Annotated in this window: 15 protein-coding genes; 10 read left to right on the forward strand and 5 right to left on the reverse strand. The window is 36.0% G+C overall.

What is annotated here, in order from left to right:
* The first annotated feature begins 16 nt into the window (after window positions 1-16).
* Window positions 17-2,275, forward strand: a complete 2,259-nt coding sequence (locus KA828_RS09225; RefSeq protein WP_210126101.1) for an ATP-binding cassette domain-containing protein — start codon at window positions 17-19, stop codon at window positions 2,273-2,275.
* 78 nt (window positions 2,276-2,353) lie between these two features.
* On the opposite strand, the gene KA828_RS09230 is transcribed toward KA828_RS09225, so the two are convergent.
* The gene (locus KA828_RS09230; RefSeq protein ID WP_210126102.1) at window positions 2,354-4,129 is read right to left on the reverse strand and encodes an oleate hydratase; all 1,776 of its coding nucleotides are present in this window, start codon (window positions 4,127-4,129) and stop codon (window positions 2,354-2,356) included.
* Between the two features lie 196 nt (window positions 4,130-4,325).
* Here KA828_RS09230 and KA828_RS09235 point away from each other — a divergent pair, with 196 nt between their 5' ends.
* Window positions 4,326-4,913 carry a TetR/AcrR family transcriptional regulator gene (locus KA828_RS09235; protein WP_210126103.1) on the forward strand — a complete coding sequence of 196 codons (588 nt, stop codon included), beginning with the start codon at window positions 4,326-4,328 and terminating at the stop codon, window positions 4,911-4,913.
* Between the two features lie 88 nt (window positions 4,914-5,001).
* Here the strand turns inward: KA828_RS09235 and pbp4 are convergent, their stop codons facing one another.
* From pbp4 to KA828_RS09250, 3 genes are all read right to left on the reverse strand, one after another.
* Entirely contained in the window at window positions 5,002-6,153 is a 1,152-nt protein-coding gene (gene pbp4 / locus KA828_RS09240) for a penicillin-binding protein PBP4 (protein WP_210126104.1), read from the reverse strand.
* 410 nt (window positions 6,154-6,563) lie between these two features.
* Complete coding sequence (locus KA828_RS09245) at window positions 6,564-7,703, reverse strand: polysaccharide deacetylase family protein (protein ID WP_210126105.1); 1,140 nt, start codon at window positions 7,701-7,703, stop codon at window positions 6,564-6,566.
* A gap of 135 nt (window positions 7,704-7,838) precedes the next feature.
* The gene (locus KA828_RS09250) at window positions 7,839-8,009 is read right to left on the reverse strand and encodes a hypothetical protein (protein WP_154392021.1); all 171 of its coding nucleotides are present in this window, start codon (window positions 8,007-8,009) and stop codon (window positions 7,839-7,841) included.
* A 71-nt stretch (window positions 8,010-8,080) separates the two neighbouring features.
* Between KA828_RS09250 and KA828_RS09255 the strand changes: the two genes are divergently transcribed.
* A complete protein-coding gene (locus tag KA828_RS09255) occupies window positions 8,081-9,004 on the forward strand; it encodes an ABC transporter substrate-binding protein (RefSeq protein ID WP_210126106.1) in 924 nt (307 codons plus the stop codon).
* A gap of 71 nt (window positions 9,005-9,075) precedes the next feature.
* Here KA828_RS09255 and yut read toward each other — a convergent pair whose 3' ends face one another.
* Window positions 9,076-9,978, reverse strand: coding sequence for an urea transporter (yut, locus tag KA828_RS09260; protein ID WP_070854564.1), 903 nt, complete (start codon window positions 9,976-9,978; stop codon window positions 9,076-9,078).
* Window positions 9,979-10,195: 217 nt separating this feature from the next.
* Here yut and KA828_RS09265 point away from each other — a divergent pair, with 217 nt between their 5' ends.
* Genes KA828_RS09265 through KA828_RS09295 form a run of 7 tightly spaced genes read left to right on the forward strand, consistent with a single transcriptional unit; the run spans window position 10,196 to window position 15,264 of the window.
* Window positions 10,196-10,498, forward strand: a complete 303-nt coding sequence (locus KA828_RS09265) for an urease subunit gamma (protein WP_053030032.1) — start codon at window positions 10,196-10,198, stop codon at window positions 10,496-10,498.
* Window positions 10,499-10,510: 12 nt separating this feature from the next.
* Entirely contained in the window at window positions 10,511-10,918 is a 408-nt protein-coding gene (locus tag KA828_RS09270; protein WP_053030033.1) for an urease subunit beta, read from the forward strand.
* A complete protein-coding gene (gene ureC, locus KA828_RS09275) occupies window positions 10,918-12,633 on the forward strand; it encodes an urease subunit alpha (protein WP_210126107.1) in 1,716 nt (571 codons plus the stop codon). The genes KA828_RS09270 and ureC overlap by 1 nt, the downstream gene beginning before the upstream one ends.
* Window positions 12,634-12,645: 12 nt before the next feature.
* Window positions 12,646-13,098: an urease accessory protein UreE gene (ureE, locus tag KA828_RS09280; RefSeq protein ID WP_107629269.1), complete on the forward strand. Its 453-nt coding sequence runs from the start codon at window positions 12,646-12,648 to the stop codon at window positions 13,096-13,098.
* Entirely contained in the window at window positions 13,091-13,780 is a 690-nt protein-coding gene (locus tag KA828_RS09285; RefSeq protein ID WP_210126108.1) for an urease accessory protein UreF, read from the forward strand. The genes ureE and KA828_RS09285 overlap by 8 nt, the downstream gene beginning before the upstream one ends.
* Window positions 13,781-13,792: 12 nt before the next feature.
* Window positions 13,793-14,407 (forward strand): urease accessory protein UreG, encoded by a 615-nt coding sequence (gene ureG, locus KA828_RS09290; protein WP_193838796.1) that lies wholly within the window; start codon window positions 13,793-13,795, stop codon window positions 14,405-14,407.
* Complete coding sequence (locus tag KA828_RS09295; RefSeq protein WP_210126109.1) at window positions 14,407-15,264, forward strand: urease accessory protein UreD; 858 nt, start codon at window positions 14,407-14,409, stop codon at window positions 15,262-15,264. Before ureG ends, KA828_RS09295 begins: the two co-directional genes overlap by 1 nt.
* The last annotated feature ends 194 nt before the right edge of the window (window positions 15,265-15,458 follow it).

Below are 15,458 nucleotides of genomic sequence, written 5' to 3' on the forward strand. Positions count from 1 at the left end.
ATTAAGAGGTGAAATTATGTCTAACATAGAGATTGTTGGTGCTAAACAAAACAACTTAAAAAATATAAATGTAACCATTCCAAAGCATAAATTAACAGTATTTACAGGTCGTTCAGGTTCAGGGAAGTCTTCCCTCGTCTTCAATACTGTAGCTGCAGAATCCGAAAGATTGTTAAATGAAACGTATTCAAGTTATGTGCAACATCAACTCACACAATATGAGAAACCTGATGTTGACCAAATTAAACATCTTCCGGTTGCTATGATTATCAATCAAAAACGTCTTGGCGGTAACTCTCGTTCAACTGTAGGTACGATTTCTGATATTTACGCGTCCGTACGTCTTCTATGGTCACGTATTGGCGAACCCTTTGTAGGTTACTCTGATATCTTTTCTTTTAATAATCCTAAAGGAATGTGCGAAACATGTTCGGGCTTAGGCTACGTTGAAGATATAGATTTAAATGAACTGCTTGATTATGATAAATCACTGAATGAAGATGCAATTAAATTCCCTTCATTTAGACCAGACAGTTGGCGTGGTAAACGTTATTTATATACAGGTTTATTTGATAATGATAAGAAACTAAAGGATTACACGAAAGAAGAAATGGATACCTTTCTGTATACTGAACCAACCAAATTAAAGAACCCGCCCTCAAATTGGCCAAGGACTGCGAAATTTGAAGGATTAATCCATCGTTTTCGTCGTTCATTTCTACTCAATGATAATTTTGAAAAGAAACGTTTTAAAGAAGACATCGACCGTGTCGTATCGAAACATGACTGTCCTAGTTGCCATGGTCAACGTCTTAATGACACTGTGCTAAGTTGTAAAATTAATGGTTTAAATATTGCAGAATTCACAAACCTACAAATTGATGAGGCGTTAGCCTTTTTAAGGAAAATAAAATCCGACAAGGCACGTGTGATCATAGAGCCACTCAAAAAACAACTAGAAGCGTTAAGTTATATCGGATTGAACTATTTAACACTTGCACGGGAAACGACTTCCCTATCTGGCGGTGAATCACAACGTATCAAACTCATTCGTCATTTAAATAGTCCTCTAAGCGATCTTGTATATATTATTGACGAGCCAAGTGTTGGACTACATCCAGAAGACATTCAACGCATTAATGACATCATTCAATCCTTAAAAGATAAAGGTAATACGGTGCTTGTTGTGGAACATGACCCAGATGTGATTAAGACAGCTGACCACATTATTGATTTAGGTCCTTTAGCCGGTAAAAACGGCGGTGACATTACATTTACTGGCTCGTATAAAGCACTACTCGCTTCGGACACGAGTACTGGTCGCGCATTAAATCGTGAACATCAACTCAAAACGACACCACGTACGGCAAAAGACATGCTTCAAATTTCAAATATTAGTCGAAATAACTTACAAAATGTCTCAACTGAACTACCTAAACATGCGATGACTGTCGTTACAGGTGTTGCGGGTTCAGGTAAAAGTTCACTCATTTCTGCAGGATTTGAACGTAACTCAAATGCTATTTTTATTGATCAGAAACCTGTTCATGCATCTAATCGTTCTAATTTACTCACTTATCTAGGTATCTTTGACGATGTGCGCAGTTTCTTCAGCCAACACACTGGTCTTAAAAAAAGTATGTTTAGCTATAATTCAGAAGGTGCATGTCCAGAATGTCATGGCAAAGGCGTCTTAAAAACTGAACTTGCGTTTATGCCAGACTTTTCACAAATCTGCGAGTTATGTGGTGGAACAAGATATCGTCCAGAAGTGTTAGAAGCTAAAGTTGAAGGTTATTCTATTGCGGATATTTTAGCATTAACTGTGGATGAGGCCATTGAGAAATTTAGTGATAGTCCAAGTATCACGCGACCGCTTCAAGCATTAGCGGATACAGGGCTCAATTATATGACTTTAGGACAATCATTAGATACACTTTCAGGTGGTGAAATTCAACGTGTGAAACTGAGTCGTTACCTTACTCAAGACGTGACGAACAAGCTCTTTATCTTTGATGAGCCAACAACTGGATTACATGAAGATGATTTGCCAATCCTTATTGATTGTTTTAATCATCTTATTGACGAAGGTAATACAGTTATCTTGATTGAACATAATTTAACGATGATGACTCAGGCGGATTGGTTAATTGATATCGGCCCTTACGCTGGTGATAAAGGTGGTCAATTACTTTATGCGGGTGAACCCGATGGTATTTTCAATATCGACAATTCAGTAACCGCTAAACATTTAAAACGATATATAAATAATTAACATAACAATATAAACACCCCCACAAGCGTAACCGTCATGTGGGGGTTGAGTTCTGCCATTAAGCATTTGAATCTACACTTATAGTAACTTGTGTTGTTGCAACAATGCTTCGATATATGTGCCTTTAATCTTCTTCAAGAAAGTGTTGAGTGCGAGTTGCTGTATTTTGTTATGTTCGGTGAGTTCTAATAAATTTTTACGGTCGGTGAGTTCATATAAGGCATCCATCAATATCCGAAGGTCAAATTCTGTTGCAACCACTTCAGGGACACCTCTATCTATGCCCAACAATTGGTAGACTGCTTCCATAGCAGTTCTTACCGAATATTCAGTGGTAAAGACAGTATCTCTTTCTGTTTCTGCAAAATTACCAATAAAGGCTATGTTGCGAGCATTTTTAGGCACAACAAGTGGTCTGTCTCCAACAGCTCTAGGCATAAAATAAGAACAGATATATGGCATATAGACTGGTATCGTATTACATTGATTTTTAGCGAGGTCTTCAATTTGATTGATAGGTACGCCCATATGATATAACCATTCTTGGCAAATTTCATTTCCACTGCACTCGGTGATTGGTTTATTGATAAAGTCACCATTCACGTTTGAATATAACGCGTAAATCCAAACGCTCACCTCATCGTCGGGTTGGCTTTTAAATTGTTGTTGACGATTTACAGTAAAATTCAATTGCCATTTAGAATCATTCACAGTAACAATCCCACCTGTCACTGTCTTGCCGGCTAAAGGATCTCGTTTACAAATGTGCTCGATAGTATTAATAATTGTCTTGTTATTCGTCGTCGCAGTTGCTGATACAAACCAACTTTTGTCCGGTAAATGATGATAGAACTTTTCGGGACAACCAAACTCAGGACTCTGTTTGGCAAGATTACGCCACAATGTCCAACTACCGCCGATATCTTTTGTAGGGGGTGCGGGGGTGTTGTTATCTCCATATGTTGAACTTTCAGTAATACTACCATTCGTAACAAATACTAAATCATTTGGCGTTAGAGGAATAACTTCATCTTTACCTGAACGTTTAAGTTGTATTTCATGAGCAACTTTTTCTGTTGTTGTGATATCGACTTTAATATTCATGACTTGGACATCATATTGAAATTGCACACCGTGGGACTCTAAGTAAGCAATCATAGGAAGAACAAGTGATTCATATTGATTATATTTGGTGAATTTAAGGGCACTGAAATCCGCTAATCCTCCAATATGATGTACAAAGCGCATTAAATATCGACGCATCTCCATCGCAGAGTGCCATGGTTCAAATGCGAACATTGTTTTCCAATAAATCCAGAAATTCGAATGCATGAAATCATTTGAGAAAACATCCGTAATCGTCACATCATTTAATGCTTCTTCTTTCATTAAACATAAATGTATGATTTCTTTAATCGCTTGTGGCGTCAAAGTAAAATCACCATCAGTAGGTAACTGATGTCCCCTTTTCTCAATAACACGACAACGTGAGTAATTAGGATCTTCTTTATTTAACCAATAAAACTCATCTAATACGGAAGCATTGTCCATTTCAAGCGATGGGATGGAGCGAAATAAATCCCATAAACATTCGAAATGATTTTCCATTTCTCTTCCGCCTCTAACAACATAGCCTTTTAAAGGAAGCTGATCGCCATCTAAACTTCCACCAGGTTTAGACAATTCTTCTAAAACATGGATTTTTGACCCATCCATTTGTCCATCTCTAATCAAGAAACATGCAGCAGCTAACGAGGCTAATCCAGAACCAATAAGATAAGCGGATTTATGCGCGACATTTTCTGGTTTTTTAGGACGGGCAAATGCTTCATAATTCCCGTTACTATAGTACATACATATCACTTCCCAAATGTTCATTATTTTTAATTTTTAGATTGAAAAGTAGTAAACTATTAGTAATCTTAAAGAAATTAATCTACCCTTCGACTGTATTATAAAATGAGGAAGCCCAAGAATTGTGCGTCACTTATGTGGGTTTGTAACATAAGCGACATTTTAATTAAACTGTCCTATATGAGGAGTGATGATGTTGAACAAACAAGATTTACGCGTCCAAAAGACACATCAAGCGCTAATTACTTCATTTTCTGAACTATTGCAATCAAAATCATTTGAACAGATTACTGTTCAGGACTTATGTACCAAAGCTAACGTACGACGATCTACGTTTTATCGTCATTTTAGTGATAAATATGATTTGTTAAATCATGTCGTCGGCACATTAATTGATCATTTTAGAGCGTTATATTTACCAGACATTAATCCTGATAATCCAAGACAATTTTTCGAGAAATTGATGAAAGATGTTTTAACATTTATTCATAACAATAAAGCGATTGTCCGTAGTGTCATTACACTTAATTTCTACGGCGAAGTTTATACGATTTTTTATGAACAAATTTACAAAGCGGTTCAAAAGCAAATTGCCTTTGATAAACAAAGTGGTCAATTTTATGTAGATGTAACCATATATGGAGAATTTCTAACTGGAGGTATTTTAAGCGTCATCACGAATTGGATTCAACATGGACAACAACAATCGATTGATAAAGTAACGAATGAAATTGTGAATATGATATGTGGTGCTAGAGAAATCCATTTGAAGAAACTGAGATAAAACGCCCTTTATTTAAGGTATTTCATAATTTGAAAAATGTCGCCAAGTTGAAAGCTTAGCGACATTTTTTCTAATTTAATTTATCGATTTAGAACCATTTCCATTTTTTATCTGCAGCAACGCGTGGGTAGTCACTACCTGGTAAGAAATCCCTATGATAATGAACATAGGCTTTGCCATCTTTATTGATGGCTATATGCCACTGAGCGTTATCCTTTGGCACGATATCATATAAATCTTTCTTAACATGATATTTCTTGCCATCAATTTCATGGTCACCTTCAGTTAATACTTTCTTGTATTCATATTTTTGGCGATATTGTTTAATAATGTTGTTCCCTATTCGATTTCTATTATATTTTGCATTTTCATCGCCATAAGGTTGAACGTTCATGACCGTTTCGTTTAAACGCAAGTGATTTTGCTTATTGGTTAATGCGATGTTATAGCCTTTATTACTTGTACCTGTCTTTAATCCATCCGTACCAGGTAAATAAAGCGGTTGCCCTTTTAATGATAAATTTGTACTCTTAAACGTATTGCCTTGTTGTGTATCTTGTGTCAACTTAGATATTTGCAATACTTCAGGATGCTTTGAAATAAGCTGTTGCATTAAAATGTTCATATCTTTCGCTGTACTTTTAGGATATTCTTGGTTTTTAAATTTAGATGGTGCGTATTGACCTAACAAGCTATTCTGCGCGCCAGCAGGATTGACAAAATTTGTATTTGTCATATGAAATGATTGCGCTTGTTGATTCATTTTGTTAGTAAATGCATCATTATTACCACTAATCTTCTCACCTAATATCATCGCAGCAGCATTGCTTGATGCTAATGTTGTTTGTTTGATTAATGCTTCGATCGTATATACTTGACCTTGTTGCAATGATACTGATGATAAATTTGGTAAATTAGACAGAGTTGCATAATGATTGGTAATTTTTACTTTATCGTTAAGCTTTAATCTTCCATTGTCAATGGCTTCATATGTTAAATATAAGGTCATCATTTTAGACATAGATGCCGGATCAACATGTTGATTTCCCTGGTAATGATATAAAATTTGCCCTTGATCTGTAGTCAACATGACACCACTCGGCTGATATTTCGTGCTTATGCTACTATGTTTTTCTTTATTAGCAATCGTTACTGGCGATTCACTCGCGTAACTTATCGACGTATGTAATAGCGCTATCGTAATGATGGCGCCTATCCCCTTTACAAATTTACTAAACAATATATCCCCTCTTTTTAAATATTTATAATATTGCACAATATCTTTTATAACAATATTATATGGATAATACAACTATATATAAACGCATAATCTTAGAATGCTGTTTCTTATTAAGATGATCAACTCTCATTTTTAATGATTTAACCAAATTAAAGGGAGTGGAACAGAATTCTTTTTAAATTCGTCGTCCGCTCCCAGCTTGCTTTGCTTGTAGAATTTCTTAGTGAAATTCTCTTTGTTGGGGCCCCGCCCGCAAGGATGACTAGAACTGAGAAAAGCTTGATTTAAGCTTATTTTTAGTTCAGTCAGCTACTGCGAATTTGCAAAATAGCATCATCATATTATTAATGTCCCATGCTCATTTCGCTGTCATTTGTCATAGCGATGAGTTATGTGCCTGTGACTTCTGATTATTTATACGCTTTGTCACCTTTAAAATAACTACGATCTTCCTTGCTATAAACCTTGTCAGGGTCTACAAATGGTTTCAACTTGTATTTAAAGTCATAAAGATTCAAACCATCGATGGCAACACGATCTTGATATACACTATACTCACCGATATCAGTAAAGTTATTAGGACCTACGCCCGCTAAATATTTGAAACCAGCTTTATGCTCTAGATATTGATAACCTGCAGAGCCCCTATCTTGCGCGCCATGAGGGAAAATAAATAAATCTGTTTGTCCAATGATTGGTGTGACTTCTTTCTTCCAACGTTCGGTATCTTTCACAATACGATCATATGAACTATTGGCAAAATCAATGTGCCCCCAAGAATGACTTGCAAATGTCCAACCGTCACGTTTCATTGCGTTTGCAACTTTGATTGCTTGTTCTTTTCGCTCATGATAGTCTTTGCTGTCTAACTCATTGGTACGATATCCAAGTACACCGTTATATCCTGTCAAACCAACGACACCCTTTTGTCCATTCAGTGAGAAATCAGGATGATCTTTCACAAAGCGATTTAGAATCGGAACGATATCATTCGTTTCACTTTGTGTTACTTTCCCATCTTTACCTTTTGTTTCAGATACAACGTGATTAGATTTGTCTAAGACTAAGCGGTCTGCATAGCCGTTTCCTCTCATATAATCATAGTAATTCATATCATCAATGGATAAAATTAATGGTTTCTTTCCTTTAGGCAGCTTTAATGTTTTCTTCTTAATAGGTTTAGAATTAAAATCGTAGGCATCATGTGGATCAATTAATATGTAATGATGCTGATATAACTCATCAAGTGAACGTTTAAATTCATTAACAGTAATCATCCAATCATTATTACCTTTTGCTTGATTTGCTTCACCAGTGAATGCGATCTTAGGATCTGTAATTAACGGATGAAAAAAGACATGCGCCACATCACCTTTATATTCAACCCAATCTTCTTGTCCAGAACTTTTCTTTTTCGCATACATGTTTGCTTCTTTATTTTGCGATGCTTGTTGCGCTTTTTTATCTTGCGTGTGTGATGTCGATTGACATGCACATAAAACAATGGCTAGAACAACTGTGAATACACTCAACAAATATTTCTTAGTCATGCATTTACTCCTTTATATAACAAAGTGATTTTATGCCGATCACTGAATATTATATAACATTTTTATACTATGCATAACATATCATTTATAACTTAACGTAATTTTTACATGACATTAATTTTATTTAATATTAAATTATTTGTTTTTACGCTTTTCAATGAATTTCATAACTAAATTAACTACAATGGCTAGAACAATAATGCTCTTTAATATTAATTCATAAATTTCCGGCATTGAAAATGTACTAATGAATACAAATACTATGATGAGCACTATCGCAATTTTATCGTGACTATCTAATGTCATTCTATTTCACCTTTTGCTTCATTTTAATTTCCTATATAATTGCATTATACATATAAAAGGAGATGGATGTTTTGAGAAAATTATTTGCTGTGGCGTTAGTATTTATTTTAGCCTTAGCTGCTTGTGGTAATAATAGCGATAATAATCGTTCTAATGATGCTAAAGAAGATACTAAATCTTATACAACTGACGATGGGGATAAAATTAAAATTCCTAAGGAACCTAAACGAATCGTTGTTTTAGGTACAACGTATGCCGGTGGTTTAAAAGAACTTGATGCTAACATTCAAGCTGTAGCTAAAAATGTTGATGATAGTTCAGTATTAAAAGATAAATTTAAAGATGTTAAGAAAATTAATCCTGAAAACGTTGAAGCTGTAGCTAAAGCGAAACCAGATTTAATCATTACTTATAATACTGACAAAAACTTGAAAAAATTGAAAAAAATCGCACCTACTGTCGCATTTGATTATATGAAGCATGATTATAAAGAACAACATTTAGAATTAGGTAAAATTATCGGTAAAGAAGATAAAGCGCAAAAATGGGTAGATCAATGGGAAGATAAAACGAAAGATGATGGTAAAGAAATTAAGGATGCCATTGGTGAAGACGCTACTATCTCAATCATCAAAGATTTCGATAAAAAAATCTATGTTCTAGGTAAAACTTATGGTCACGGTAGCGAAGTACTTTACGATTCATTCGGCCTAAAAATGCCAAGTAAAGTTGAAAGTGCAACTAAAAAAGAAGATTTAGCTGATATTTCTGCAGAACAAATTCCAGAAATGGCTGGTGATTATGTCGTAACACCTGTTGCTAAAGGGGCTGACCTTTCATTCGAAAATAAAGATGTTTGGAAAAATACAGACGCAGTTAAAAAAGGACAAACATTTAAAGTTGACGAGGGTGTGTATTGGTTAAACGATCCCTATTCTCTTGACTTTGAACGTAAAGATTTAAAGAAAAAATTATTAGATTCTGCAAATAAATAGTACCTTACTTGCATAACAACCATCAACCGACCAGAATACCTGGTCGGTTGATGGTTTTTTTATTATAACATTTAATTTGTTTCTTCAACTGATGCCTTGCCAGCGAACATCACAATCCATGTGGCAAATATGAAAGGTGCCGTAAATACAGGCAATCCTACTGGTGCAAGTAACGTTGCGAGTGCACCATGCATTACTACAGTTAATAACAACCCTGTAATGACTGCGATATACGTATTTAATTTCGTCGTAAATATCGCACCCAACGCAATACCTGTAAGTATAGCGTTATAGCCGTATAAACCATTCGTAATAGATGGATAGTCACCACCAAGTGCCACAATAAAGATAACAGCTAAGATACTGGAAATGATGGCATATATACCACCTTTGATTGATCCTACAAAGATGCCTATTATAATTAACACACTTCCCAGTATAGACGTCACTAGAAAGATTTCACTGAAGTTAGTAGTAATACCACTAAGCCAACTGATATGATTATGACTAATATCTGGATGTTTTACTTGTTGTGGCAATATATCAATTGTCACTTTTAATTTCGAAAATTGTGTCGTCATTGCTAACACTAACCACGTCATCAATACAAATGGAAATGTTAGCATAGGTACACCAAATGGCTTTAACCATTCTCTAATAGCCGCCCCCATAGGCAACGTTAAAATGGTCGCAATCAGCAATACAACCCAAGCTACCATTGTAGACTGAAGGAACAATGCTAAACCAATAGCCGTTAACACAGCATTATACCCTGCTAAGCCATCTTGAATTTCCGCTTCACTATAATTGAAAAAGGGTGCCAATAAGAGCGCTAATACGCTACCTATCATAGCCGCTATACCGATTTCCCATCGAGCCACAAACAAACCAATTAAAATCAGTACTCCTGACCATTTATTATTCATAAACACAACTTGCGCTATATTTTTGAAAAAAACATCAATATACTTCACAAACTCACCTTACTCTTCTGTTATTACACTTCATTCTTTTAAATTCTAGCACTATTACTACAACTTACAAAATACTTTTACAAAATTTAATCATGTAGAAATACAATTAGAGTTTGGATTTAAAATAATTGTATGACTATATTGCTTGTACAATATTCTTAACAGTTCTAACATTAAGACTACGAACGTTATTTTCAAATGGAAAGAAGGAATAGATATGCATTTTACTCAGCGTGAACAAGATAAGTTGATGATTGTTGTAGCTGCAGAAGTTGCAAGACGTCGTAAAGCACGTGGTTTAAAGTTAAATCATCCTGAAGCACTCGCTTTAATCAGTGATGAATTACTTGAAGGTGCAAGAGACGGTAAAACCGTAGCCGAATTAATGAGCTATGGCAAAACAATACTAAATGAAGAAGATGTCATGGAAGGTGTTGCAAGCATGATCAAAGAAATTGAAATCGAAGCAACATTTCCAGATGGAACGAAACTCATTACAGTCCATCATCCAATCGTCTAAGGAGGCAATAGTATGATTCCTGGAGAAATTATAGTTAAAAATACTGAAATCGAAATTAATCAAGGACGCGCGGAAACGGTACTTGTTGTTAAAAATACTGGTGACCGTCCCGTACAAGTTGGTTCTCACTTCCACTTCTTTGAAGCTAATAAAGCATTAAATTTTGAACGTGAAAAAGCTTATGGCAAACACTTAGATATTCCCGCTGGTGCAGCCGTACGTTTCGAACCAGGAGATGAGAAAAAAGTTCAACTTGTTGAATATGTAGGCCATCGTAATATATATGGTTTCCGTGGTTTAGTGAATGGCAAAATTGATGAAAGTCGCGTTTACCGTCCTACAGACGAGAATGATGACTACGCCGGTGTATTTCATGACGAAGGCGAAGAAAACGTCAATAAAAAAGGAGGACAAGATTAATGAGTTTTAAAATGACGCAATCTCAATATACCAGTCTTTATGGTCCGACTACAGGCGATTCAATTCGTCTAGGTGATACAAATTTATTTGCTCAAGTTGAACACGATTATACAAGTTACGGAGATGAAGTCACTTTCGGTGGCGGTAAATCAATTCGTGACGGTATGGGGCAAAATCCTAACGTGACACGTGACGACCGTTATGTTGCAGATTTAGTTATAACAAATGCAGTTATTATTGATTACGATAAAGTAGTTAAAGCAGATATTGGTATTAAAAATGGCTACATCTTTGCAATTGGCCAAGCAGGTAATCCAGATATTATGGATAATATTGATATCATTATTGGTGCGACAACAGATATTATTTCAGCTGAAGGTAAAATTGTGACAGCTGGTGGTATTGATACACACGTTCACTTTATTAATCCAGAACAAGCTGAAGTAGCACTTGAAAGTGGTATCACTACACACATTGGTGGCGGAACTGGTGCATCTGAAGGTACTAAAGCTACGACAGTAACCCCTGGCCCTTGGCATATACATCGCATGCTTGAAGCAGCTGAGCAACTCCCTATTAACGTTGGTTTCACTGGTAAAGGTCAAGCTGTTAATCACACTGCGCTCATTGAACAAATTCATGCAGGTGTTATTGGATTGAAAGTTCATGAAGACTGGGGTGCAACACCATCAGCACTTGATCACGCATTAGCCGTTGCAGATGAATTCGATGTTCAAATTGCCCTTCACGCTGATACATTAAATGAAGCTGGATTTATGGAAGATACAATGGCAGCAGTTAAAGGGCGTGTTTTACACATGTATCATACTGAAGGTGCAGGTGGTGGACATGCGCCCGACTTAATTAAATCCGCATCATATCCTAATATCTTACCTTCATCTACCAACCCAACATTACCTTACACACAAAATACTGTCGACGAACATTTAGATATGGTAATGATTACACATCACTTAAACGCATCTATTCCTGAAGATATCGCCTTTGCAGATTCTCGTATTAGAAAAGAAACTATCGCAGCTGAAGATGTACTCCAAGATATGGGCGTCTTTAGTATGGTAAGTTCTGACTCACAAGCGATGGGACGTGTAGGCGAAGTGATAACACGTACTTGGCAAGTCGCTCATCGTATGAAAGAACAACGCGGTTTCTTAGATGGTGATACAGAATACAATGATAACAACCGTATTAAACGTTATATCGCTAAATATACAATTAACCCTGCAATTACACATGGTATTTCAGACTATGTGGGTTCAATCGAAGGTGGTAAATTAGCAGATTTAGTGATGTGGGAACCAGCCTTCTTCGGTGTTAAACCTGAATTAATTGTAAAAGGCGGTTTAATTAATGCAGCGGTTAATGGCGATGCCAACGGTTCAATTCCAACATCAGAGCCACAAAAATATCGTAAAATGTATGGCCAATATGGTGGCAATTTACAGCATACTGCCATTACATTTGTGTCTAAAACTGCATTCGAAAGTGGTATCTACCGTAGCTTAAACCTACAACGTATGGTTCGACCTGTTCATGGCATTCGTAATTTAACGAAAAAAGACATGAAGAATAACGATGCTACACCTAAACTTGATGTAGACCCACAAACTTATGAAGTATTTGTTGATGGCGAAAAAGTGACTAGTGAACCTGCTACTGAATTACCGTTAACTCAAAGATACTTCTTATTCTAGGAGGTACGTTTAATGATTATAGAAGAAATTCAAGGAAACATTGCCAATTTACCAGCTGAAGATAAACAAAAGCACGTTGAAAAAGTCTATTTAGAAAACTCTGATTTAGTTAAACGTATTCAACGTGTAACAACAGATCATGGCACAGAAATTGGTATCCGTTTAAAACAACCTATTGATTTACAATATGGTGATATTTTATATCAAGACGAAACAAATATGATTGTGGTTGATGTGAATTCTGAAGACTTACTCGTTATCAAACCACGTACGTTACAAGAAATGGGCGATATCGCACATCAACTTGGCAATCGTCATTTACCTGCACAATTTACAGAAACTGAAATGCTCGTACAATATGATTATTTGGTCGAAGATTTATTAAAATCATTAGGCATTCCTTATAGTCATGAAGACCGTAAAGTTAATAAAGCCTTCAGACATATAGGACATTCACATGATTGATCATTCACATCTTCGATTATTTCAGTTCTGTGATTCACAATTTCCTACAGGTGCATTTAGTCATTCATTTGGTTTAGAAACATACATTCAACGCGATGTAGTGAAAGATGCTAAGACGTTTAAAGCATGGTTACAGCTATTTTTAAATGAGCAATTAACCTACTCAGACGGTTTGGCTATGCGTTTTGTCTATCAAGCGTTAGAAAACGAAGATACAGAAGAAATATTAAGATTAGACCGCTTAATCTATGTTCAAAGTTTGCCTCGCGAAACACGTGTCGGTACGAAACAAATGGGCACACGTATGGCAAAACTGGCAATGGAACTTTATGATAGCGAATGGATGACGTGGTACCATACGCGAATGACTGAGAAGCGCGCTAAGTTACATCCAGCGATTTGCTTTACAATGTTAGGCCATCATTTAGGTATTGATATCGAAACGATTATTGATTATTACTTGTATCAAAATGTTTCAAGTTTAACTCAGAATGCGGTACGTGCAATCCCTCTTGGTCAAACAACGGGGCAACAAGTTGTGTCAGATATGATTCCGCATATCGAACGTACGCGTCAACATATCTTCACATTGAACGAATCAGACTTTGGTGTGACAGCACCAGGATTAGAACTTAATCAAATGGAACATGAGAACGTTAATGTGAGAATCTTTATTTCATAGGAGGTAATATTTATGGCAAATCCAATTAAAATTGGTATTGGTGGTCCTGTTGGTGCAGGTAAAACACAATTAGTAGAAAAATTAGTCCGCCGTCTGTCTAAAGAATTAAGTATCGGTGTTATCACAAATGATATTTATACTAAAGAAGACCAAAAAATCTTGGTCAATACAGGCGTGTTAGCTGAAGATAGAATCATTGGTGTCGAAACAGGTGGCTGTCCACATACAGCTATCCGTGAAGACGCTTCAATGAATTTTGCTGCGATTGATGAATTATTAGAACGTAATGACGACATTGAGTTAATATTTATTGAATCTGGTGGCGATAACTTAGCCGCTACATTCAGTCCAGAATTAGTAGATTTCTCAATTTATATTATCGATGTAGCCCAAGGTGAGAAAATTCCTCGTAAAGGTGGTCAAGGTATGATTAAATCTGACTACTTCGTCATTAATAAAACAGACTTAGCGGAATTTGTCGGTGCGTCATTAGACCAAATGGCTGAAGATACGAAGACATTTAGAGGAAATCGTCCATTCACATTCACTAACCTTAAGACTGATGATGGCTTAGATAATGTAATTGAATGGATTGAACGTGATGTATTGCTTAAAGGGCTATCTTAATGACTGAAGACAAGAAACAAGCTATTGAACAACCTTGGACTGGACAGTTAGACTTAACTGTATTCAATAATGGTAAACGCTCTGTTGCACGCGACATCTTCTTTGAAAAAGCACTCAAAGTCATTCGCCCAGTCTATTTAAACCATTCAACGATTCCTACGTTCTATATTGTGAACGTGGGCGGTGGTTACTTAGATGGCGATCGATATCGAATGAATATCAATGTAGATCAAGGCGCAGCAGTGACGCTCACATCACAAGGTGCTACGAAGATTTATAAGACGTTGAATGATCGCGTGGAACAATATCAAACATTTCATATAGCGAAAGATGGATATATGGAATATGTTGGTGACCCGATTATTGCTTACGAACATGCGAAATTCTATCAGCACAATATATTCAAGTTAGATGAAACGGCATCTATGTATTATACAGATATTTTGACGCCTGGCTATTCTATGCGTGATGAACATTTCACGTATGATTATATGCATTTATTAAATGAAATTTACGTCGGTGATGAACTCGTCACTTACGATAATTTACGTATGCATCCAAGTGAAACAGAGATTAGTTCGATTGGCTATATGGAGCATTATACACATTTAGGTTCAGCGTATTTTATTCATCCTGACGTGACGCAAAAGTTAATCGATGAAGTATATGACGAAATTAAAGATTATATGAAGCAATATGATTGTCGTCTTGGTATAACACAATTGCCAACACATGGCTTTACCGTGCGTGTATTATCAAATATGACACAGGAAATTGAAGAGATTCTGAATACGGTGCAATCTTATATTGCGAATAAATTATACGATCGACAAATCAATTTTTTAAGAAAGTATTAATAAAGCAGAACAGGGAGCGGGACAGATTTTTTAAAAATCGTTGTCCCGCTCCCTGCTTGCTTTGATTGAAAAGCGATGACGCACTTGACCAGCCTTTTACAAAAGTTAAATAGTCGTGATTCATCGCTTTTTGTTTTCCTTTTTGTCTCAAGACGTATCCGAATCCTAGTGGCGTCTTGCCATCAAAATAACGT

Source organism: Staphylococcus sp. GDY8P85P, assembly GCF_017892405.1.
Lineage (GTDB): Bacteria > Bacillota > Bacilli > Staphylococcales > Staphylococcaceae > Staphylococcus > Staphylococcus borealis.

What these genes read in the sequence shown, in the direction of transcription:
- KA828_RS09225 (WP_210126101.1), top strand. Translation starts at nt 17, where the DNA reads ATGTCTAACATAGAGATTGTTGGTGCTAAACAAAACAACTTAAAAAAT.
- KA828_RS09230 (WP_210126102.1), bottom strand. Translation starts at nt 4,129, where the DNA reads ATGTACTATAGTAACGGGAATTATGAAGCATTTGCCCGTCCTAAAAAA.
- KA828_RS09245 (WP_210126105.1), bottom strand. Translation starts at nt 7,703, where the DNA reads ATGACTAAGAAATATTTGTTGAGTGTATTCACAGTTGTTCTAGCCATT.
- KA828_RS09250 (WP_154392021.1), bottom strand. Translation starts at nt 8,009, where the DNA reads ATGACATTAGATAGTCACGATAAAATTGCGATAGTGCTCATCATAGTA.
- KA828_RS09265 (WP_053030032.1), top strand. Translation starts at nt 10,196, where the DNA reads ATGCATTTTACTCAGCGTGAACAAGATAAGTTGATGATTGTTGTAGCT.
- KA828_RS09270 (WP_053030033.1), top strand. Translation starts at nt 10,511, where the DNA reads ATGATTCCTGGAGAAATTATAGTTAAAAATACTGAAATCGAAATTAAT.
- ureC (WP_210126107.1), top strand. Translation starts at nt 10,918, where the DNA reads ATGAGTTTTAAAATGACGCAATCTCAATATACCAGTCTTTATGGTCCG.
- ureE (WP_107629269.1), top strand. Translation starts at nt 12,646, where the DNA reads ATGATTATAGAAGAAATTCAAGGAAACATTGCCAATTTACCAGCTGAA.
- KA828_RS09285 (WP_210126108.1), top strand. Translation starts at nt 13,091, where the DNA reads ATGATTGATCATTCACATCTTCGATTATTTCAGTTCTGTGATTCACAA.
- ureG (WP_193838796.1), top strand. Translation starts at nt 13,793, where the DNA reads ATGGCAAATCCAATTAAAATTGGTATTGGTGGTCCTGTTGGTGCAGGT.
- KA828_RS09295 (WP_210126109.1), top strand. Translation starts at nt 14,407, where the DNA reads ATGACTGAAGACAAGAAACAAGCTATTGAACAACCTTGGACTGGACAG.